Below are 21407 nucleotides of genomic sequence, written 5' to 3' on the forward strand. Positions count from 1 at the left end.
GGTATGAAGGTATTAGTCGTGGGCGGCGGAGGCCGGGAACACGCGATATGTTGGGCGCTGCAAAAAAGCCCGAAAGTTCAGGCATTGTACTGTGCCCCGGGCAATGGAGGAATAGCACAGGTGGCCCAATGCGTGCCTATTCAGGTTAATCAATTTGAGGAGATCGGCGAATTCGCTTTGGATCATGCGATTGATTTAGTCGTCATCGGGCCGGACGATCCTCTATCCGAGGGCATTGTGGATTTCTTGGAAGCGAAAAATATAGCTGTGTTCGGGCCGCGGCAAAATGCGGCTATCCTCGAGTCGAGCAAAGTATTTTCCAAGGAATTGTTTAAAAAGTACAATATCCCTACCGCAGCATACGAGTCGTTCGACAGCTATGATGAGGCGCTGCGTTATCTGCATACGCAGCAAATTCCAATCGTAATCAAAGCGGACGGCCTAGCTGCGGGCAAAGGTGTGGTGGTCGCCCAATCATTAAACGAAGCTGAAAAGGCGCTGCATGATATTATGGTGGCCAAGATTTTCGGCAATTCGGGTGATCGGGTTGTCATAGAGGAGTTTTTGTCCGGGCAGGAAATGTCGATACTTTCGTTCGTGGACGGGAAGGTAGTGCGTCCGATGGTGCCGGCGCAAGATCACAAAGCGGTATTTGACAACGATGCAGGTCCAAACACGGGCGGCATGGGCACCTATTCGCCGCTCCCACATATTCCGCAATCGGTGATCGATCAGGCGATTGAAACCATCATCAAGCCGACTGCTGCAGCGATGGTGAGCGAAGGCCGGCCTTTCCGCGGCGTGCTGTTTGCGGGGTTGATGATCACCGCGGAAGGGCCGAAAACCATCGAGTTCAACGCCCGGTTTGGAGACCCGGAAACACAAGCAGTGCTGCCTCGCCTGAAGACCGACCTGCTGGATATCTTCCTCGCGGCCGTGCATGGGCATCTCGAGCATATGGATATACAATGGAGCGACGAGGCCGCGGTATGCGTCATTTTGGCATCCGAAGGATACCCTGCCGCATATCCGAAGGGACAGCCGATCACGGGCTTGGACGATGTGGAGGATGCCCTTGTGTTTCATGCCGGTACATCAGTGGAGGAGGGCCGGATCGTGACTAACGGAGGGCGCGTCATCGGCGTAACCGCACTTGGCAAAGACATTGCCGAGGCCCGTGGAAAGGCCTATGCCGCCGCCGACCGCATCAAGTTCCAGGGCAAGCATAACCGGACGGATATTGCTAAGAAGGCATTAGTGTAGTGAGTTAGTAGTAGTACAGCAGCTGCAGCCTGAGAGGACGGGTCTCTCAGGCTTTCTTCTTGTTCGAACGCGGGCAGACGGCTGGTATGTTCATCTACTTTAAATTCGCAAGGTATCTCGCTCTGCATCGTTTCAACAGTTTTCCCGGCTGCACGTTATGGCTGCGGGAGCAGGCCGCAGAGCGTTAATCTACTTTTTTTCTCTTCCCTTCATAACTATGCGGTTCCAATTTTTATACACCAGCATCCCCGCCGCTATGACTCCGACAATAAGCACCACAGGCAGCCAGTAATGCTGGAAATAGTACGCGAATGAATACATTCGTAACGCCTCCTTAAAGGGCTTATGTATTTTTACCCGATTTTAGCGCTTTCATCCCATACAGATGGTTCAGTTCTGCCATGCTGAGCGACGGCTAGCGGCAGCGGCGCATATCAACGGCATGCCCCTAGGTGTAACAGCTGGTAACGCAGGGAAATGGATATACGCTTGACATTTTTAACTGTAACAAATATAATGACAGTATTCGATTTAGCAAAAAGAGCGAAAGAAGTCGGGAGGAGTCAGCATGAATAGCGAGTTTACCATAGCAGTTCATAGCCTCGTACTACTCGCTTACCGGCCCGATCATATGGCAACCAGCGACATGATTGCCCACAATGTTTGTACTCATCCGGCAAGGGTGCGCAAGGTGTTGGCCCTTCTTCGCAAGCAGGGATATGTGACCGCGAAGGAAGGGATCGGCGGCGGCTTTTTGTTGAATCGCGATCCGGCAGAGGTTACGCTGGCCGAGATTTACTGTTTGACGTCGATGGGCTCCGTTAAGCCGAATTGGTGCTCGGGAGATGTAGAGCAGGACTGCATTATCGCCTGCAATATGGCGACGGTTATGGATCATATTTTTGCCGGCGCAGAGCAGCGTTTGATAGAGTCTTTTAATCAATTGACGGTTCGCGATGTGTTGGAGCAAGTTCGCATGCAGCAGCGGCAAAAGGCGTAGCATCGCTTTTTGCAGAAACTGCTATCTTTTTTGTTACAGTTAATTGCCGGCTGATCAATTGCCGGTCCCGTGTAATGGCGAACGCTGCAATGGTCGGGTGCATTGGCACTCTGAGCCATGTTATGCGGCTTTAGCACAAGGGTAATAATTTCATATAACTGTTATTTTTGAAAAAACAGTTTTTATACAGGACCGACCATACAACAAAGCGAAGGGAGAGTGGCAAGATGTCAGAGGCAGCAAAGCAGGCGGTACACATCAGTGACTGGGTGAGCGGCACTTCGGTGCAGGACGAAAAGTTTATCGGCTTTGTGCAATCTATCGATGCACAGGGAGTAGTCAGAGTGGTGGTAACCCAGTGCGACCATGAAGAAGCCGTCGGTGAGACGGTGGAAAGCTCGCTGCATAGACTCGAGAAGCTGGCCGAGTATGTTCCGAATGAGGAAACCCCCCTCCGCAGCCTGATGGATGTAGCGCTAATGACACGGGATCAGGCTTGGTTCAATGATTTGATCTCGGAGCTGCATATCGCGCAATTCGCTTCTCATAAAGGCTATAACCGTCCGGACAACAATTTTGGGTCAGGCAACGGACGTGTCAAAATAGATTAATTCAGTGCAGAAATGCTACAGCTGTTCAAAAACGGACAAGAAGTGTCCACCACGGCTTCAAGCGCTGCAGGAAACGATAGCTTGGGTGCAGCCGCATTTGTCGCAAGATAGGCTGGAGTGCCGGCGAATGGGTGCCGCGCATGATAAGACATGGACAAATGTTGGTTGCATGCCGAGAGTGTCAGGAGGCAAGGTTATTTTCCACCATGGAAAACGCCTTGCCTCTTTTTTTGTGCCGCTGGCTGCCGGGCTGGGAAAGCGAGACAAGGCACACGACAGGTAAGTGTGTACGGTGGCCGGCGCCACGGCTTCGGCGGTAAAGTATCATCCTAACGCACAAACCGGGACGGAGGGACATGGTAGTATTTTTTGAAAGCTTTGGAGAAGGTGTAGGGATCGGGGTACCCAAGCAGGTGGGCGATGTCCTTGACGGCGTGTGTCTTTTGGTACAGATAATCTCTTGCCTTGTTCATTTTCAGTTGATATATGTATTGGCCAGGGGTGAGCCCGACGGTTTTTTTAAAGTAAGTGATGAAATATTTGTCCGACATTCCTGCCAATGACGCAAGCTCTCTCACCGAGATCGGTTTATGGAGTTGGGATTGTATAAAACGAAGCACCGGCTGGAGTAGCGCCATGTTGCGTATATGATCATTTGTAGACGGCCTGGAGCGGAAGCTGCCGGTATATAAGCCTGCGGCGTACAATGCAAGCAGTTTGGCGATAAACACATAAAGAGTGCCTTTGAGCTGGAGGGAGGAGATGCTCTCATTCGATTGGTAGGGTGTGAAGGCGTTCAAAAATTGCAGCGATTCTGCATGCACCTGTGCGCCAGGCACGATGCCCGACAGCTCGAAATCGTCCAAGATGCGAAATTGTTCGCCAATCGCAAAGTCAAAATGAACATAAACAAACCGACAGCCTTCCTCGCCTGTCCGGGCCATGTAGGGCTCGTTGGGATAAAACAATATAACGTCCCCGGCCGCCGCGGTGCTGCTTTGCTGCGCTGCGTCGATGTGGACCCGCCCTGCCGTGACAAACCACAGATCATAATCATGATGGGTTTTGTTTTCAACCCAAAGCCGGTCATGTTCGGAGCACTGGCAGGAGTGGATGCGCAGGCTGACGTGCTCGGACAGATCGTTAAATATGTCGGTGGTATTCATCTTTTCCCTCCCTTACTTTTAGACATATGCTTCATACGGGCAATCTGCATCACATAAATAGCTATCGATTTGATTCGTACTTTTTGACATCATTTTAAAACTATATCATATTTCCAACAGATAAATAACACCTATAATGTTGCTTAGGCACTGAAAAAATGTTGTTCATTGGAGGAAACCAAATGAGTGAAAAAGCGGCGGCACTTCAACCGAAAGTTGTGGTGCTGGGAGCAGGGAGCTTGTTTTTTGGGCGTCAATCGATTTGGCAAATGGTTCAATCCCCTTATCTGAATAACGGAACGCTGGCGCTGGTGGATACGAATGCAGAACGGCTGGACAAACTGATCCGGCTCGCAAAGATGGTAGCTGAGGCCAATGGGGTCGCTCTGCGCGTAGAGGGCTCGACGGACCGAAAACAGGTGTTGAAGGATGCGGATTTTATCGTGCTCAGCTTTGCGGTGGATACGGTGAAATACAGAGGGATCGATTGCGATGTTTCGGAAAAGTATGGCGTGCGGATGTGCTCGGGGGACACGATCGGACCGGGAGGAATTTTCCGGGCGATGCGGGAGCTGCCGGTGATCATGGAATGCGCACGGGATATTGAAGCTATCTGCCCGAACGCTTGGGTTATTAATTATATTAATCCTTCTGCGGTCAACGGAATTGCTATGGCACGATATGCGCCCAATCTGAAAAGCATTGCGCTTTGCGACGGGCTGCATATGCCGCATGTGAAAAGAAGATACGCGCTGCGGGCGGGCATCATAGGCAGTGATGAAGAATATACGGCCAGTATCGCGGAGCAATTCGATTTTCGCATCGCCGGAGTCAACCACTTTACCTGGCTGTTAAAGGCGGAGTTCGACGGCGAAGATATAGCACCCCATATCGCGGAGTCGCTCAGGCAAGCGGCGGAGAGGTCTACAGACGGCGGTGATCAAGGCGCCAAAGCGGTACACAACGATGCGATCGGCTATGAGCTGTATCGGATTTTCGGGTATGTGCCGACGTGCGTGGCTCATACCAAGGAGTACGTTCGTTATTGGCAGGGACTCGGCAAAACAAAAGAAGACATCCCGCCTCTGTCGATCTGGGAAACCGAGGAAAGGTACAAAAGGCATGATTACATGTGGCATGATGTAAACGAATTCATCTCAGAACGCAGACCGATATCCGAATACACTAGTGCTTACGGCCCGGACCATGCTACGGATATCATCGAAAATATGGTGGGCGGGTTAAACAAGCCGTTTTACATAAACACGTGGAACCGGGGGGCTGTGACCAACATGGCGAATGATGCGTTCCTGGAGCTGTGCTGCGACATTACGCTGGAGGGGGTGCAGCCGAGACCGGTCGGCGAGATGCCTCGGGGGATAAGAGGTATGCAGGAGCTGATCCTCGACACTCACGAGCTGACCGCGGAAGCAGTGGTGGAACGCAGCTTTGCCAAACTCAGACGGGCGATGCTGACCGATCCGCTCATCAATTCTATCGGTGATGCCGATGCCATCATCAGAGAATTGCTGGAGCAAGAAAGAGCGGTGCTACCTTCATATTGGTACGAATAGAGGGCATAGGCCGCCTTGCCGGGTGGTCTTTTTTTTTGCAAAAAATGGTCATTGCACTATAATTAGAATCAGCGCAATAAACAAGGAGCGTGTTGCAGATGAACCCCATAGCTAAGCTGCTGATTGTCGGCGGCATAGTGATGATTGTTATCGGTTTGATTTGGGCGGTGGGCGGCAAGTATTTGAATTTGGGGAGGCTGCCGGGAGACATCGCTGTGGAGAAGGGCAATGTGAAGTTCTATTTCCCGATTGTGACTTGCATAGTGCTTAGTGTAGCGCTGTCGCTTATTATGTACGTGATCAGGTGGTTCACTAAGTGAGGATTCATCCATCCGGCGCAAGCCGGCAGTACACTTGGAATAGCGCGGCCTGTGCGGCAGCCAGAACGATAAACGCGGAAGAGGCGCGCGAACCGATACTATGAAGAAAAGGAATGTCGACCATACCATGAAAAAAATAATTTCCGGCTTGGTTATCGCAAGTTTCGCCGCCGCCCTGCTCACCGCTTGTAACGGTCAGGGTTCGACTGGCCAATCAACCCCGAGTGTGACACCGGTTTTACCAGATCCGCCAGCGGAGATCCGAGAGCAAGCCGTTCCGCAACACGCGGCGCCTTTTACGGGCATGCCATTGCATGAAAAGGCGGAGCAGCGGCCCGCTATGGTCATGCTGAACAATCATCCGTCGGCACGTCCGCAATCGGGTATAAGCTATGCCGACGTGCTTTATGAGAGCTTGGCCGAAGGAGAAATCACGCGAATAGCCGCGGTATATCAGAGTACGGACTACGGTGGGCCGATAGGGCCCGTTCGCAGCATTCGGCCTTATTATATCGATCTAAGTAAAATCTATGATGCGTTGATCATACATGCGGGCGGCAGCCCGGACGCCTATCAGCGATTGGCACGGCAAAAGCCTCCCTACCTGGATGAAATCACCAACGCCGGCGGCTCCTTTTGGCGGGAAAGCTTTCGCAAAGCGCCACACAACCTGTACACCGATTTGACCCGCATACGGACGGGAGCCGACAAATTGGGCCATCGTGAGGATTATGCCGCACCGCAAGCTGTTCCGGCGTTTCTGCACGATGAATTGGACAAGCCGGGAGATCCGTCGTCGGGAGTCACCGTGACCTTTTTGCTCGACAGCTACAAAGTAGCTTATAAGTATGATGCGCAGCGTAAAGTATACGACCGGTTTGTCAATGATGAGCCGCACGAGGATTTGAGCAATCATGAACAGCTTGCGGCGACAAATGTGGTGATACTTGCTGCTCGCCATATTGTGCTGGACAATGAAGGCCGCCGGGATATCAGGCTGATCGGCAGCGGGCAGGGCATTGTATTGCAAAGGGGAAAGCACGATACAGTAAGCTGGAAGCGAAAAGATGCCTCCGACCGGTTTCATCTGACAAGGGACGGTGTGGAGGTAGGGTTGTATCCAGGCAAGACCCATTATTTGATTGTGCCGGACGCGCCGTCTCTTGATGCTCACGTTGAGGTTGCCCGGGAAGCAACGGCAGCGCCTTAACGCGAGTGAAATACGCGTACAAAAAGCGGTGTGTCATTGCAATGGATAGATGCAATGACTAGTTTCTTGCGGCGTTGAGCGGGAGCGTCACGATCACTTTGGTGCCGACTCCGGGCGTACTCCCGATCGAGATTGTGCCCTTGTGCAGCCACACAATGTTCTGCGCGATCGACAAGCCCAGCCCGCTGCCTCCCGTCGCTCGGCTGCGGGCCTGATCGACCCGGTAGAACCGGTCAAACAGCCGCGGGATTTCCCCGGCTTCGATGCCAATTCCGCGGTCGGCTACCACAAGCAGCACATTTTGTGCATCATGAGGGTCACGGTGCAGGGTGACGTGCACAGCCTCGCGGCTGTACTTAATCGCGTTATCTAGCAAAATGATGAGCAGCTGCTTAATTTGCCCGGGGTTCCCGTTCATCATCGGAGCTCGTGCTTTGAACTCCGTCTCGTACCGGACCTCACGTTGAAATGCCTGCTGTAGTTTTGCGGCTGTTGTTTCAATCAACTGCGACAGGTCGAACCGCTCCCACTGCCGGTGGGCTTCGGTTTCCGTGTCCGCCACGGAGAGCAGTGATTGGGTAAGATTGCGAAGCCGCACCGCTTCCGATTGAATGGCGTCGATTGCCTCGGCCCGCAGGGAAGGATCGCTGCCGCCCCAGCGTTTGAGCAGATCGGCGTAGCTCTCGATAATGGTTAGGGGCGTTTTCAATTCATGGGATGCATCGGCGAGAAACTGTTTTTGCCGGTTGAAGTTGTGTTCCAATTGTTCAATCATTGAATTGAAGGTATGAATTAGCTGACCGATCTCGTCCTGTCTGGCGCCGGGCTCCACCTCCATCTGCTTGAAGATGCCATGCCGTTGATTCGATTCCATAATAAAAGCCAGCCGATCGATGGGACGCAGTATGACACGAGCAAAATATAAGCCGCTAACCAGCGCGAAAAGTACGGCTCCGGCAGTAGTGAACGTGAGTACACTCACCAACACACTCAAATAGCCGCCCAACGCCTCTAATTGGCGGGCGAGCTGCAGGGAGCCGAGCGTCCGGCCGTTTGCATCGATGATCGGTGTTTGGATATAGACGATAAGCGCCTCATTCGTCCTCATAGTGTGTGAGAAGCTGCGACTGCTGTGTTCAGCCGGCAGCTGCATGAGCGGTTCTGTGGCTGCCAGCTGGGCTCTAACGACGGAGCGTGGGTCTATGATGCGAACCATGCCTTGCGGCATTAGAAACGGCCGAAGCCACTCGGTATTCTGCCAACGGTCGGGATCATAGATCGCTGCCTGCGACAGCAGCGGCTTCGCACCGTTCCACAGCAGCTCCATCTGGCTGTTGGTTGTGATACGCACAACAGTGTAATAAGTGATGGTATTGAACAGCAGCAGAACAAGCAGCAGGGAGGAAGCGATCAGCAAGGTGATTTTCAGACGGAGTCTCATGTTCCCGCATCACAGTCCTTCACAAGATAACCGACGCCGCGAAGCGTATGGATCAGCTTGCACGGAAAGCCTTGGTCCACCTTCTGGCGCAGATACCGGATATACACATCCACAACATTCGTATCCCCGACGAAATCGTAGCCCCAAACCTCAGACAATATCTGCTCGCGGGACAGCACCTCACCCTGCCGGTAGGCCAGGAAGTACAACAGATCGAATTCCTTCGGCGTCAGCTCGACAGGTTGGCCGTCCCGCGCCACCTGCCGGGTGCGGATGTTCATGACCAGCCCGTCCACCTGGATTTCCTCATCAATCAAAGCCGCTTGTGCCGCTTCCTGCTGCTGGCTGGCCATGCGCAGCAGATTTCGGATCCGTGCCAGCAATTCCTCAATCGCAAACGGCTTAGTTACATAGTCATTAGCTCCCTGATCGAGTCCGCTGACGAGATCCGGTACTGCATCGCGTGCAGTGAGCAAAACGACGGGAATTTGGCTGCCCTGCTGCCGCAGTCGCCGAAGCACCTCAAGCCCGTTCAGCTCCGGCAGCATAATGTCCAGCAGGATCAAATCCCACTCGCCGGACGCTGCCATTGCCAAACCCTGGCGTCCATCGGCGGCCCGCTCTGAGGTGTAGCCTTCATGCTCCAATTCAAGCTGCAGCACCCGGGCGATTTTATCCTCATCTTCCACGATCAATATATGTTGTGTCATTGGTGTGTCCTTCTCCGGTGGCATGGGATCGCTGAGCAGAGGCAGCCGGCAGGCGTCCGGCTTACATCACGCACAGCCGTCATTAGCTCTTAGTAGGTTGATTCCCGCTTGGATTTTTTATACTTTTGATGGTGTGTGATTCTGCCGTGCCGCGAACGCCTGCTGCCAGATCGGCAGACTGCACACGAAAAACCACCTGCTCCCGGAGCAGATGGCCATATTGTTAACTCAAGTATGGTGTTAGAGCCGTATTCGCGTTCGCTCCCGTTAATTACGCCGATTGAGCGGCGTCAGCTAGGCAGATGTTTTATTTCGTCCCATAAACAGCGATACGACGAACAAGATCAAGAAGACCACGAATAACAATTTAGCAACGCCTGCTGCTGCGCTGGCAAGACCGAAAAAGCCCAAAATACCTGCCACAATCGCAACTACCAGAAAGATAAGTGCCCATTTTAACATGTGACATCCCTCCTTTGTCTGTTGCCTTCATTTATATGCTGCAGCGAAACGCGATCTATTTACCACGTGCCTCCAGGACCAGGCCGACCGCCTGCATACATTGTGCCCGCCGACTGTTGATGACGACGCTGAGCTAAGCGCTCGACTTGGAGCTCATCGTCATTGGAATCATCGAACCACACCAAGACGAGTATTTTGTCTTTGTCCAACTCTCTCTCATAATGATCGGCCTCCGTTTTCGACAAGCCGAGTGCATGCATTTTGGAACGCAGTTGATCGCCTTTGGACCGGAATAAATTGGCGAAGCTGTCGGCGATGCCTTCTTCGTACAAGCCCACCGTGTTGGTGCGCATCAGTTCCGATAATCCCGTCGTTGTTCTTTCGTTGTGTGCCAGTACGTAGATTTCCGAGAGAGAGTATCCCTCTCTTTGAAAGGCGCGAATTTCCTGAATGGCTTGCTCTTCGTTGGCAACCAGCTTGGCTCTGCTGTCCATCGTTATACCTCCCAGACTGTGCTTCAGCTATGGCGCTTAAGCCACGGTGCTGAGCGTTTGATGAGACGGCCCCGAAAAAGTCTGCCAGAGGCGCCACGCGCGGCTGACCCTTTCATTGAAAAATTTTTCAATTATTGGACCGGCTTGCCCTCTATTAACCTCACAGTGTGGGCTTGAAACAGCCGGGATTGATTCAACGGGAGCGGGAAAGGTTACATATTGGTAGAAGTAAAGTTATAATAAGAAAGAAAATCTGAAAGTTCACAACAGAAGTTAGGGGACGCGTAATGAACATAGTAATCGTTGACGACAACCCGGTAAACTTGATGGTGATAGAGAAAATCGTCAAAAGTGCCGGTTATGAGCATTTTATAAAGCTGCCCTCGGCCATTGAGCTTCTCGATTTGCTGAGCGCGGGCACTGGCGAGGCGCCGAAAGTGCCGGTAGATTTGATTTTGCTGGATATGATGATGCCTGAGATGGACGGACTCGAAGCATGCCGGCGCATACAGGAGCAGGAAAACTTGCGGGATATTCCGATCATTATCGTGACGGCTGTCGGTGACTCTAATCTGGTCGCGGATGTGTTGGAGGCCGGAGCTATCGATTATGTCATGAAACCCATTAATAAAGTCGAATTGATAGCCCGTATTCGCGTGGCGCTGCGGTTGAAATACGAGAAGGATTGGCACAAAGAGAATGAGACACGTATCCGCAGTGAGCTGGAGCTGGCTAAGCAGGTTCAGAGCAGCGTACTGAGCCAGCCTATTCACAAGGACGGCTTGAGCATCAGCGCTTCGTATCACCCTTCGTTCGAACTGGCGGGCGATTTGTATTCATGGTATCGAATCGACGAGAACCGGTATGGCATTATGCTGCTTGATATGATGGGCCACGGTATTTCTTCTTCACTGGTTTGTATGTTTATATCCTCCGTTATGCAGGACACCATAACCCGCTTTGTCTCTCCGGAGACCGTGATAGCGGAGTTGAACCGATACATGAACCAACTCAATCGTAACGCCTCGGTCAGTTACTATTTTACCGCCATTTATCTGGTCATCGACACGTTGAACAAAAGGATTGAATATGTCAATGCCGGCCATCCGCCGGGTATACTGACCGAGCCCCATAAACCTCCTATTTTACTGGATAGCGGCAGCTGTGCGGTTGGTTTTTTTGAGCAGATGGATATCCAGAAGGGAGTGCTGTCCTACGGACCGGACATGCAGTTGTTTCTGTACACCGACGGACTCTTGGAAGCGATAGACGAAGAAGGCACGGATGAAGTCGCAAAGCTGACCGACCAGCTTCAGGCCTGCGGCCGAAAGGAAGTCGACTTCATCGTGGATACGCTGCTGCCGCCAGATATTCGCGCGGATCAGGAAGATGATATTTGTATGGTGATCTTGCGGGCGGACTAGCCTTCAGTGTCTCGTTTTCCAGAGGAGGTAGCGTTGGATGATGAATGTGAAGACCAAACTGTTTGTCGGTTTCGGGACGCTGATGTTTTTGATGTTCACACTCGCCGGAATCGGCATCAACCGTTTGTCCACCATCGATGAAAGCATGAAGGAAATTTACAGCAACCGGTATAAAAAGGTTCAGATGACATCCGCGCTGCGTGAGCACACATCGAAACAAGCGAGGCATGTCGCCAATCTGCTTTTGATCGATGATACCGCCGCTTCAGCCAGAAATCTGGAAGAGATCCGAACGGAACTAGGCAAAGTGTCTCAGTATCTCGCTCGGTTCGAAGCCGAGAACAAGGGCGGTGTGGAACAGCCGCTCGCATCGGACATAATCACACGGGGAAAAAGATATCTCGACTATAACAATGATCTTATTTCACTGTATGTCGCCGGCAAAAAGGCGGAAGCTAACGCACTGAGGACCGGTGTCGGCGTGGAGGCACAAGAGGAGTTTCTAGACAGTATCACCGCTATGACACTGTATCAGGAAGATGCAATGACGCAAGCCCTGAGACAGGCGGAGAACGAGAACAGTACAACATACAGATATACCGTGCTGATGACGATCACGAGCTTGCTTTGTGGTGTCGCCATCATGTTTTGGCTGGTGGTCAGCATTACGCGCGGACTCGGCTTGTTGTCCATGGTGATGCACCATTTTGGCAACAGACAGGGGACCGGCTTGTATAGGGTGCCGATTCAGACAACAGATGAATTTGGCGGTATTGCCAGTACATTCAACGAAATCGCCGAGGAGCTGGAGGAGATCAGCGCAAACGAGCGCCAGCTTGGTCAACTCAATGCCGATCAGGCGTGGCTGCAGACGAATATCGCGCATGTCTCCACACAGCTGCAGAGCATTCAGCGGTTGGATGCCATGGCGGAGACGTTTATCAGCGAGCTGTGCCGGATTATTGGGGCGCAAAACGGCGCGATGTACATTGCCAAGCAGGAAGGGTTGGCAACCAGCCTCACGCTGCAGGGAACATATGCCCGCAATGCATCCGAGGCGATGCAGGAAGTAGTTCCGGGGGACGGATTAATCGGACAGTGTGCGTCGGACGGCAAACCGATCACATTGACTAATGTCGGTCTGATTATATGGGCATTCGCTCTGCATTTGGCGAGATCGCTTCGGTATCGCTGGCTGTGCGAGCGGTTACCTATCTGGACGAAGTCATTGCCGTGTTCGAAGTGTCCGCCATCAAGCCGCTGACTGAGTTGGAGCTGAAGCTGGTGCATGACTTGTGCGACATTGCCGCGGTCACCATTCACCGGATCAAATCTCAGCTGCGAGTTGAGGAGCTGCTGCGCATTTCACAGCTGCTTACCGACGAGCTGCAGACGCAATCCGAAGAGCTGTTATTGCAGCAGGACGAGCTTCGCGCGTCGAACGAGAAGCTGGAGGAGCAGACCCGTGCCCTGCAATCATCGGAAGAACTGCTGCAGCGGCAGCAGGCCGAGCTGGAGCGGAGCAATGAGGAGCTGTTGCGCAAAACCAGGCAGCTGGAAGAGCAAATCAGGGAAACCGAGGAAATCAACAGGCAGATCGAGCTTGCCAAGGACGTGTTGGAAAAGCAGGCTTTGGAACTGAATTTCGCTTCGAAATACAAGTCGGAATTTATGGCCAAGATGTCGCATGAGCTGCGCACACCGCTCAATAGTATGCTGATTTTGTCACAGTTGCTGAAAGAGAACAAAGAAGGAAATCTCAACAGCAAGCAAGTAGAGTACGCGGAGACGATTCTTTCCTCCGGAACCGACTTATTGCAGTTGATCGACGACATCCTTGATCTGGCTAAGGTGGAATCCGGCCACATGGAGCTCCACCGGCAGTTGGTGCGGGTAAAGGATATTGCGGACTCATTGAACAAATCGTTTGGGCCGGTAGCCGAAAAGAAAACGCTGGAATTCAACGTCGTGGTGCACGGTAAAACACCGGAGATGATTTACACCGACAGTCTGCGTCTGCTGCAGATCTTAAAAAATCTGCTGTCCAACGCTTTTAAGTTCACGAAAGAAGGAAGCGTCTGCCTGAGCATTGCACCGCTGCGCAGTGATTCATCACAGCTCTCGTTTGCGGTAATCGACACCGGTATAGGTATTCCCACCCATAAACAGCAGATGATATTTGAAGCGTTCCAGCAGGCGGACGGTACGACGAGCCGGCAGTACGGCGGGACCGGATTGGGTTTATCGATCAGCAGGCAGTTGGCCGGTCTGTTAGGCGGCAGCATTATGATTGAAAGTGAGCCGGGTAGGGGAAGCAAATTCACACTGGTGGTGCCGCACGAGGCCCCTGCTGCGGACTGCGGTGAACATGGCGCGCACGGGGATGCACCCCCTGGGGAATCGGAGCTGGCGGAAATCGCCGCGTCCGAAGTTGCCGCGTCTCGGGAGTTGCCGGTTGTGTCGCATCGCGCGCAGCGTCCAGTTTCATTGCTGCAACCGCTGCCGAAGCCTCGAGAGCAGCCGGTCACCATTGAAGATGATCGCGAGAATCTCGATACAGGTGCCCGCTCGTTGCTGATCATCGAGCATGACGCCGATTTTGCACGTGCTCTGGCGAGCGCCGCGCGACGCCGTGGATTCAAAGTACTGGCAGCGCTTCAAGGCGATACCGGCTTACTGCTGGCCGAGCAGTATAAACCGGATGCTATCCTGTTGGACACAGAGATGCCCGTGGTGGATGGCTGGTCCATTCTTGTGCAACTAAAGAACGCGGCGAGCACCAGGCACATTCCGGTACATGTCATGACCGCGTCGGATGATGCCCAGCAGGCACTCTCAATGGGGGCTATCGCCGCTGTGCAGAAACCATGCGGAAGTGACCGGCTCGAAGAGGTGTTCAATCAGATTGAGGCATTCCTCAACAAGGGGCCGGGACAACTGCTCATTGTCGGCTCTGATGAGGAACAGAGGTACGATTTGGTTGAATGGATCGGGCATCGCGATGTGAACATCGTGTGCGCCGCTGAAGAGTTGGACGCTTGGCGGGAGCTGCAGCGGCAGCCTTTTGACTGCGTGGTCATTCAACTGGGTACCCGGAATTTAACGGAATTCGGTTTGTTGGATCTGATCAGAGCGGATAACAGCTTCCTCCGGCTGCCAATTATTGTATATGCTCCGCGCAAATGGTATCGCGAGGAACAAGTCAAGCTGAAAAAGTACACAGAGTCGATTATAGTTAAAGATGTGAGAACACCTGAGAGACTTCTGGAGGAAACCACCCTGTTTTTACACACAGCAGAGGCCGACCTGCCGGAAGATAAACGTAACATACTGCATCGGCTGCATAACAAACAAGAGGTGTTTTACGGCAAAAAGGTGCTGTTGGTTGATGACGACATCCGGAATGTGTTCGCACTTTCGAACTTGCTGGAGGGCTACGACATGCAAATCTCATTCGCGGAGACAGGCAGTCAGGCATTGATGCGGCTAAGGGACGAGCCCGACTTCGATCTCGTGCTGATGGATATTATGATGCCGGAAATGGACGGATATGAGGCGATGCGCCGGATCCGCAGCCAGCCGGAGTTCGAGCACCTTCCGATCATTGCGCTGACCGCCAAAGCGATGCGGGATGACCGTGAAAAATGTCTCGAAGCCGGAGCATCCGACTATATAACCAAGCCGATCCACACCGAGCAGCTCTTATCTTTGATACGAGTTTGGCTGTGCCAGTGACAGGACAAGTATTTCATCAACAAATTTACAGAGTCTGCATATGAATTAATTTATGGTAACAAAAGCAGAAATGGAGATACAAAATGGATGATCCTATTCGTATTCTTCTGGTTGACGACCAGCCGGAGAATTTGCTGGCTTTGGAGGCGGTACTGGGTGATCAGCAGTATCACCTGGTCAAAGCAAACTCAGGTGAAGCCGCGCTGCGCTGTTTGCTAACCTACGATTTCGCTGTGATTGTGCTTGATGTGCAAATGCCGGGGATGGATGGCTTTGAAACGGCTCAATGGATTAAATCGCGAGAAAAGACAAAGGCCGTGCCGATTATTTTCGTCACTGCGGCTTATGAGGAACAGGACCAATCGTTTACCGCCTACTCTGTAGGGGCGATCGATTACATCGTCAAGCCGATCGTGCCGCATGTGTTGAAATCGAAGATCGAGGGCTTTGTGCATATATATTTGACACAGCAAAAACTGCAGCAGCAAACCCAGCTGCTTAATGAGCAGAAGCATGAGCTGGAGCAGGCGAAAGAAGCCGCTGAGCAAGCTACGCGCGCTAAGTCGGAGTTTCTCGCCGTGATGAGTCACGAAATACGTACACCGCTCAATGGTGTGCTGGCAATGGCTGATCTGCTGCTGGAAACCGAGCTGAATCCGGAGCAGCAGGAATTGACCGAAACCATTCGTAAGAGCGGCACGTCGCTGCTCGCTATACTCAATGATATATTGGACTTATCCAAAATCGAATCCGGAAAAATGCGTGTGTCTGAAGAATTGTTTCACCTGCGGTCCTTTGTGCAGGAAACCCAGGATTTGTTTCAGCTTGAGGCCCGGAGAAAATCATTGGATCTAAGCGTCGAAATCGATCCGGCGCTGCCCGAATATCTGGTTGGCGATGAAGCTAGGTTAAAGCAAATTCTGATGAATCTGATCGGCAACGCGGTGAAGTTTACGGAGAAGGGCGGAGTTTGGCTGACTGTGAGCAAGCTGGCCGAGCACGAGGATGAGCTGGAGCTGCAGTTTGTGATTAAAGATACCGGGGTCGGCATTCCGGAAGAAAAGCGCAGTATCTTGTTCCGTCCATTCTCCCAGCTTGATTCGTCCACGACCCGCAGATATGGAGGAACGGGGCTGGGTTTGGCTATATGCCGGAACCTGGTTGAGCTGCTGGGCGGCACGATCCGTCTGGAGACTGAATACGAGCAAGGAGCAATGTTTGTCTTTTCTATCCGTGCTCGCATCGGAACTATGGATTAAGTTCCTCTGCGCAGCGATACGTAAAACAGCAAAAGTCCGCCCATCGCCCAAACTGAAAATCAACTTATGCATCACCTCCGCAGAATCTTTATACGATTCAGGGAGGTGTTTTGCGTTTGTTTCAACTACCAAGCCCTCGTGTAATCAATAGTACGCGCCAGAATGAATTCGTTTGTGTGCAAGGGATGCTGGAAGGATGTCGGCACGATACAGAGCTTGTGGGACGCGCATATGGATCCTGCTGGGGCGTAAGCCGCGCTTTGTATGTGAGACGAAATTGTGTTTGCCAAAAGCGAAAACTGCCCAAAATGTATATTCCTGTACATCAATTGATAGAGCAGACGGGCTGAGCATAGGTTCACTGCAGCCTCCGGCCCATAGGAGGGAAAAGATGATGAAGAGAATGCCATGGACTACGATGCTAAGCGGGGTTGTATTGGGGGCGGCGGTGTGGCTGTCTGCAGCAGCGCAGCAGGAATCTTCCGCTGTTGAGCGGCTGTCCTCCGCCACAGGCCAAGCGCCTGGCGCCGCAGCAGCAGACGCTGCAGTGGCGGATGCGGGCGGAGATAGTGCCGACGGCGCAGACAGGGCGAATATTGTGGGCCTTGCAGAGGTTGTGGATAGGCCTGGGGCTGCGTTCGGTGCAGATACTACGCAGGCGGAAGAAACAGCAGATCTTGTGCGTGTCTCAGATACAGCCACAGCGGATCTCACACACGCTGCTGCGGCTTCAGAAGGGACTATCGCAGCTCAGTACAGCCCACCCGCTTCGGGAGCCGAGTACACGCCAAGGCCTAATGATGCTCCGTCACCATCCGGCAGCACATCTCTCAGTTCGAACGCCGATCCCACGGTGAGAGCCTTTTCCTATCCTTTAGTGGCTGTGAACGGGGTGTCCTTAGATGATGATCTGGAAACCATTTTGAAAACAAAAGGTAAGCCTAACTCAATTAAGCCGGATGAATTATTCAGCTCAACTAAGTTATACAAGTTTAATGATTGTGACATCGAAATATCCGATGGTGAAATTCAATATGTCAGCGTGCCCGCGGCGGCCGGCAAGATTGAACTCGACGGGCACAGACTCCCGATGGATCTCAATGTGTTAAAGAGCCGCTTGGGCGAGCCGTTCTTTGAAGCGGAGGATGGCATCGTGTATAAGGTGAGGCAGAACGCTTTGAAGCTGTATATTGATCCGGACTCCGGTAAGCTCACATCCATTCATTTCTTCCCAGCGATGCATGAGTAAAATAGGCTCGCTGCCTGCCACAATAGACACCCACTCACTGCAACCCGGCTGGCTCAACGAGCACGCAACGAAGCCATGATTAGCAGGCGCTGGTCATGGCTTTTTCGTGCGTCGTGTAGAGAACCCAGCGGGCACGCCTCAGCAGGCGCTCGTCATGGCTTTTTCGTGCGTCGTGCAGAGAACCCAGCGGGCACGCCTCAGCAGGCGCTTGTCATGGCTTTTTCGTGCGTCGTGTCGAGAACCCAGCGGGCACGCCTGCCGGGTGCGCGCAACAGCCTTTACCGGGCTGACGCTGGGCTGCTGGGTAGTTGATGAGGCGGGGAGCAGCTTGCTAATAGCGACAAACCCGAACTATGTCCGTCGTCGCCGCTGGTGCATACTTGTTGTATATGGGCGCACAAAAAAACTTCAGCCTCGCCCGTTGTTCATGAGGACGAAAGCTGAAGCTATGTGATGCAAAGGTCAATCGAACGCGGGGATTACGTACTGCACGATAAAGTACATGAGTCCGAAGAAAATAATCACATATGTGGCGTACTTTATAAAAGTGGAAGTTACCATACCCTTGTCGTACTTGTGTTCCACGCTTTTTTTCTCGATATCCATGTTGCTATTCGGTTCCATTGTTCATCGCCCCATTCCATGGTTGGATTGGCTTGCGCCCGTACCGCTTATTACCCCCGCCGTTTCAGACTGAATCAAAGCTCCCATCGCGCGAGCCAGGGCATGCGCACTTGCTCCAGACAGTTTCGCCCAATGAATGGGCAGAATACAGGTTTCGTCATGGGGAATACGAGCCATGCAAACAGTTCCCAATCGAAGTTTCGCATCGCGCATGGCAGGGTATATAAAAGGTAAATCATTCAAATTCACGCCGAAGGGGACGATAAGTATGGACGGAAATTTGATCATCGAGATTAGCGTAGCAGTCATAGCGGTGGCCTTTGTGGTGCTGGTTGTTTTTCTGATATTTACGCTGCGTACCATGATGGCGTTGTTAAGCCAAAGCAATACGACAATCCAGGATTTGCGGTATGAGATAAAAGGCATTTCCAAAGAAGCTTCCGAAGTGCTGCACCATACTAACGCGGTGACAGCGGATGTGTTGAACAAACTGCACGCCCTCGAGCCTACGTTTGATTCGGTAAAACAGGTGGGCGAAGCTGTAGAAGAGATTACATCGTCTGTGAAGCACGCGTCGGTGACGGTCGCCCGCACGATCCAGGAAAAAGTGAATGCCGATGTGCCGCCGAAGAGCAACCTGGCGACAGCGATCAAGAGCATTCCCATCATTATAGATTTATGGCAGCAGTTCAAGAGCAGACAAGTGCAAGCCGGGGCGAAATAATTTCGCCCTGTTTCATTTGCTGCTGGATAGGGTAATGATAAACTATGTTTATACCCTATCGCTGATTTATAAGGAGGATATCGATTGTATGAACAGAAATCATCAATTTGAAATAGAGCGCCAAGTTTCCCCTGACAGCCACGTGCTGTATTTAAAGGGAGAGCTTGATCTGTCCAAGGCTGCCGATCTGCGAGCGGCGGCTGACCCGTACGTTGCCGAAACCGGGCGTACGCTGGTGCTCAACTTGAAGGACTTGCAATATATTGACAGTACCGGAATTGGAGTCATTTTGTCACTGCTGAAAGCCCGCCACGTGTTAAAGGCGCCGATCCTGGTAGAAGAAATTCCCACTAAAATCCAAAGACTGTTTGATATGACCGGACTGACGTCATTCATTCAGCAAACTTCGAACTATGCTAATTAGAAAGGAAAGAATAGACGTTATGGATCATATCAATCGTGCTGTTAGCATGACCCTGCCGGCCGAAGCTGAATTCATCGATGTTGTCCGTCTTACTTTGTACGGTATATGTACCAAAGCGGGATTCTCGTATGAAGAAATCGAGGATATGAAGGTGGCTGTAGCAGAGGCGTGCAATAACGTGGTCGTTCACGCTTATGAGCCGGGCCACGGCGGAACGATGGAAGTGCGTTTTGAAATGCTCGAGAATGGACTGCGTATTTGTGTCAGAGATGAGGGAAGCAGCTTCAACTATGCGGAAAAGGCACAACAAGCGGAATCACTGCATGATAAGTCGTTGGAAGAGGCACAAATCGGAGGCTTGGGCATTTACCTGATGCAAGCTTTAATGGATGATGTAGAAGTGGTGAGCGGACGCGGCACTGAGGTCAAACTGACCAAATGGCTTAGCAAAAGCGAGGAAATGGTATGAAATTGAATTCAGAGAGACCGGCAATCAATATCCATGAGCTAATTCTTGAGTATCAGGAAACGGGTTGTAACGAAGTGGCTACCACATTGCTGCTGCAGTTTGAGCCTATGGTAAAGATGGCTGCAGGAAAAATGTCGCGTAATCGTCCGGACCTCTATGAAGATTTGTACCAAGTAGGCCAGATGTCAATGCTGCGCCTGTTCAAGCAATTTGACGCAGCCCAAGGCGTTCAATTCGAGCCGTACATGATGAAGAGTGTCATCGGACATATGAAAAACTATTTACGTGATAAGTCATGGTATGTGCAAGTGCCACGGCGCGTGAAAGAGAAGGGGGGGCGCATCCAGGAGGCCATCGACCGGCTCACGGTACAGCTGGAGCGCTCCCCTAATGTCGAAGAGATAGCAGCCGATGTCGGCCTCACCGTGGAAGAAACTATCGAAATTCTGGCTGGGCGTGAATATTATCACTATGTGTCACTCGACACCCCACTCTCGTCTGAAGAAAGTGGTGCCACCATCGGAGATCTGCTTGGCACAGAGCAGGACGACTATCAGCAGCTGGAACGGCGTCTGGATCTGCAGCAGGCCATGGCTCACTTGAAGAAAGAAGAACAGCAGGTGCTCCATCTCGCTTATGTCGAGGGACAATCACAGCGTATGATTGCACAGGCGTTGAACGTATCCCAGATGAGCGTCTCCCGTATCCAAAAACGGGCGTTGGACAAGCTGAGAAAGTACTTCGCGGAAGCCAAGGAGGAGGATGATTCACGCTCCGGTCCTAAGGGGTAATAAATCGTGCATGGTAACATAGCATTTAAACCTAAGGCGGTGGGTTTTATGAAAATCAAGCACACGATACAATGTGACGGAAGTGAAGTGCTGGTCCACGAAACAGACACGGGCGTGTATCAAGTCAGCATCCGGGCACATAATAATCCGCTGGGACAAGGCAACGCGCTGCAAACGTTTTCCAATATGGACGAAGCAGTCGCATCTGCGGAACGTTTCTGCCAGCTGCATGCCATAGCCAAGGCCAATGGGTATCATCTGGAGCAAGATCATTTTGTAAGACCGGATAAGCCCGGACATCATGTAGGCCAACTGCTGGCCGAAGGGAAATCAGCCGAAGAGTTGGAACAACTACTCACAGCGCCATAATCACGCACTCTATTGCATTTTCATAAATCATACAGAAGAGAATGGTAAGGCGGTCTCCAAAAACTGCTTTTATCATTCTCTTTTTCAT

The 21407-nt window shown here is 52.0% G+C and carries 24 protein-coding genes; 17 read left to right on the forward strand and 7 right to left on the reverse strand.

Annotated features, from left to right (window positions below; all coding sequences use genetic code 11):
- Window positions 1-3: 3 nt before the first annotated feature.
- Window positions 4-1263, forward strand: coding sequence for a phosphoribosylamine--glycine ligase (gene purD, locus CBW46_RS13825; protein WP_089200596.1), 1260 nt, complete (start codon window positions 4-6; stop codon window positions 1261-1263).
- A 189-nt stretch (window positions 1264-1452) separates the two neighbouring features.
- On the opposite strand, the gene CBW46_RS22080 is transcribed toward purD, so the two are convergent.
- On the reverse strand, window positions 1453-1584 hold the full coding sequence (locus tag CBW46_RS22080) for a hypothetical protein (RefSeq protein WP_279386468.1): 132 nt from the start codon (window positions 1582-1584) through the stop codon (window positions 1453-1455).
- Between the two features lie 247 nt (window positions 1585-1831).
- Between CBW46_RS22080 and CBW46_RS13830 the strand changes: the two genes are divergently transcribed.
- Both CBW46_RS13830 and CBW46_RS13835 read left to right on the forward strand, forming a co-directional pair.
- Entirely contained in the window at window positions 1832-2263 is a 432-nt protein-coding gene (locus tag CBW46_RS13830) for an RrF2 family transcriptional regulator (RefSeq protein ID WP_089200597.1), read from the forward strand.
- A 227-nt stretch (window positions 2264-2490) separates the two neighbouring features.
- The gene (locus CBW46_RS13835) at window positions 2491-2874 is read left to right on the forward strand and encodes a hypothetical protein (RefSeq protein WP_089200598.1); all 384 of its coding nucleotides are present in this window, start codon (window positions 2491-2493) and stop codon (window positions 2872-2874) included.
- A gap of 329 nt (window positions 2875-3203) precedes the next feature.
- On the opposite strand, the gene CBW46_RS13840 is transcribed toward CBW46_RS13835, so the two are convergent.
- Entirely contained in the window at window positions 3204-4040 is an 837-nt protein-coding gene (locus CBW46_RS13840) for a helix-turn-helix transcriptional regulator (protein ID WP_089200599.1), read from the reverse strand.
- A gap of 182 nt (window positions 4041-4222) precedes the next feature.
- Here CBW46_RS13840 and CBW46_RS13845 point away from each other — a divergent pair, with 182 nt between their 5' ends.
- The 3 genes from CBW46_RS13845 (at window position 4223) to CBW46_RS13855 (ending at window position 7144) form a co-directional block, all read left to right on the forward strand.
- Window positions 4223-5614: a family 4 glycosyl hydrolase gene (locus CBW46_RS13845; RefSeq protein ID WP_089200600.1), complete on the forward strand. Its 1392-nt coding sequence runs from the start codon at window positions 4223-4225 to the stop codon at window positions 5612-5614.
- Between the two features lie 98 nt (window positions 5615-5712).
- Window positions 5713-5934: a DUF2905 domain-containing protein gene (locus CBW46_RS13850; RefSeq protein ID WP_089200601.1), complete on the forward strand. Its 222-nt coding sequence runs from the start codon at window positions 5713-5715 to the stop codon at window positions 5932-5934.
- Between the two features lie 127 nt (window positions 5935-6061).
- Complete coding sequence (locus tag CBW46_RS13855) at window positions 6062-7144, forward strand: DUF3048 domain-containing protein (RefSeq protein WP_165842311.1); 1083 nt, start codon at window positions 6062-6064, stop codon at window positions 7142-7144.
- Between the two features lie 58 nt (window positions 7145-7202).
- Here CBW46_RS13855 and CBW46_RS13860 read toward each other — a convergent pair whose 3' ends face one another.
- The 4 genes from CBW46_RS13860 to CBW46_RS13875 all read right to left on the reverse strand — a co-directional run bounded on the left by CBW46_RS13860 (window position 7203) and on the right by CBW46_RS13875 (window position 10251).
- Window positions 7203-8585, reverse strand: coding sequence for a sensor histidine kinase (locus CBW46_RS13860; protein ID WP_089200603.1), 1383 nt, complete (start codon window positions 8583-8585; stop codon window positions 7203-7205).
- Window positions 8582-9295 carry a response regulator transcription factor gene (locus tag CBW46_RS13865; protein WP_089200604.1) on the reverse strand — a complete coding sequence of 238 codons (714 nt, stop codon included), beginning with the start codon at window positions 9293-9295 and terminating at the stop codon, window positions 8582-8584. The genes CBW46_RS13860 and CBW46_RS13865 overlap by 4 nt, the downstream gene beginning before the upstream one ends.
- Window positions 9296-9589: 294 nt before the next feature.
- A complete protein-coding gene (locus tag CBW46_RS13870) occupies window positions 9590-9757 on the reverse strand; it encodes a DUF1328 domain-containing protein (protein WP_089200605.1) in 168 nt (55 codons plus the stop codon).
- A 59-nt stretch (window positions 9758-9816) separates the two neighbouring features.
- Window positions 9817-10251 carry a YflT domain-containing protein gene (locus CBW46_RS13875; RefSeq protein WP_089200606.1) on the reverse strand — a complete coding sequence of 145 codons (435 nt, stop codon included), beginning with the start codon at window positions 10249-10251 and terminating at the stop codon, window positions 9817-9819.
- 287 nt (window positions 10252-10538) lie between these two features.
- Between CBW46_RS13875 and CBW46_RS13880 the strand changes: the two genes are divergently transcribed.
- The 6 genes from CBW46_RS13880 (at window position 10539) to CBW46_RS13900 (ending at window position 17918) form a co-directional block, all read left to right on the forward strand.
- The gene (locus CBW46_RS13880) at window positions 10539-11675 is read left to right on the forward strand and encodes a PP2C family protein-serine/threonine phosphatase (RefSeq protein ID WP_089200607.1); all 1137 of its coding nucleotides are present in this window, start codon (window positions 10539-10541) and stop codon (window positions 11673-11675) included.
- 37 nt (window positions 11676-11712) lie between these two features.
- Entirely contained in the window at window positions 11713-12939 is a 1227-nt protein-coding gene (locus tag CBW46_RS21855) for a HAMP domain-containing methyl-accepting chemotaxis protein (protein ID WP_243633313.1), read from the forward strand.
- Window positions 12873-15410, forward strand: a complete 2538-nt coding sequence (locus CBW46_RS13885; RefSeq protein WP_243633314.1) for a hybrid sensor histidine kinase/response regulator — start codon at window positions 12873-12875, stop codon at window positions 15408-15410. The genes CBW46_RS21855 and CBW46_RS13885 overlap by 67 nt, the downstream gene beginning before the upstream one ends.
- A gap of 83 nt (window positions 15411-15493) precedes the next feature.
- Entirely contained in the window at window positions 15494-16669 is a 1176-nt protein-coding gene (locus CBW46_RS13890) for an ATP-binding protein (protein WP_089200608.1), read from the forward strand.
- A gap of 162 nt (window positions 16670-16831) precedes the next feature.
- On the forward strand, window positions 16832-16921 hold the full coding sequence (locus tag CBW46_RS22325; protein WP_111361074.1) for a sugar phosphate nucleotidyltransferase: 90 nt from the start codon (window positions 16832-16834) through the stop codon (window positions 16919-16921).
- A gap of 139 nt (window positions 16922-17060) precedes the next feature.
- Window positions 17061-17918, forward strand: coding sequence for a hypothetical protein (locus CBW46_RS13900; RefSeq protein WP_089200609.1), 858 nt, complete (start codon window positions 17061-17063; stop codon window positions 17916-17918).
- Between the two features lie 462 nt (window positions 17919-18380).
- Here CBW46_RS13900 and CBW46_RS21345 read toward each other — a convergent pair whose 3' ends face one another.
- Window positions 18381-18542, reverse strand: coding sequence for a hypothetical protein (locus tag CBW46_RS21345; protein WP_165842312.1), 162 nt, complete (start codon window positions 18540-18542; stop codon window positions 18381-18383).
- Between the two features lie 268 nt (window positions 18543-18810).
- On the opposite strand from CBW46_RS21345, the gene CBW46_RS13905 reads away from it, so the two are divergent.
- The 5 genes from CBW46_RS13905 (at window position 18811) to CBW46_RS13925 (ending at window position 21319) form a co-directional block, all read left to right on the forward strand.
- On the forward strand, window positions 18811-19266 hold the full coding sequence (locus CBW46_RS13905; RefSeq protein WP_089200610.1) for a DUF948 domain-containing protein: 456 nt from the start codon (window positions 18811-18813) through the stop codon (window positions 19264-19266).
- 88 nt (window positions 19267-19354) lie between these two features.
- Window positions 19355-19690, forward strand: coding sequence for an STAS domain-containing protein (locus CBW46_RS13910; protein WP_089200611.1), 336 nt, complete (start codon window positions 19355-19357; stop codon window positions 19688-19690).
- A gap of 19 nt (window positions 19691-19709) precedes the next feature.
- Window positions 19710-20159 carry an anti-sigma B factor RsbW gene (gene rsbW / locus CBW46_RS13915; RefSeq protein ID WP_089200612.1) on the forward strand — a complete coding sequence of 150 codons (450 nt, stop codon included), beginning with the start codon at window positions 19710-19712 and terminating at the stop codon, window positions 20157-20159.
- Window positions 20156-20950: a sigma-70 family RNA polymerase sigma factor gene (locus CBW46_RS13920; protein ID WP_089200613.1), complete on the forward strand. Its 795-nt coding sequence runs from the start codon at window positions 20156-20158 to the stop codon at window positions 20948-20950. The genes rsbW and CBW46_RS13920 overlap by 4 nt, the downstream gene beginning before the upstream one ends.
- A gap of 48 nt (window positions 20951-20998) precedes the next feature.
- A complete protein-coding gene (locus CBW46_RS13925; protein WP_089200614.1) occupies window positions 20999-21319 on the forward strand; it encodes a hypothetical protein in 321 nt (106 codons plus the stop codon).
- Window positions 21320-21407: the final 88 nt, after the last annotated feature.

Origin of the sequence: Paenibacillus xerothermodurans (assembly GCF_002220865.2) — a bacterium.
GTDB lineage: Bacteria > Bacillota > Bacilli > Paenibacillales > NBRC-103111 > Paenibacillus_S > Paenibacillus_S xerothermodurans.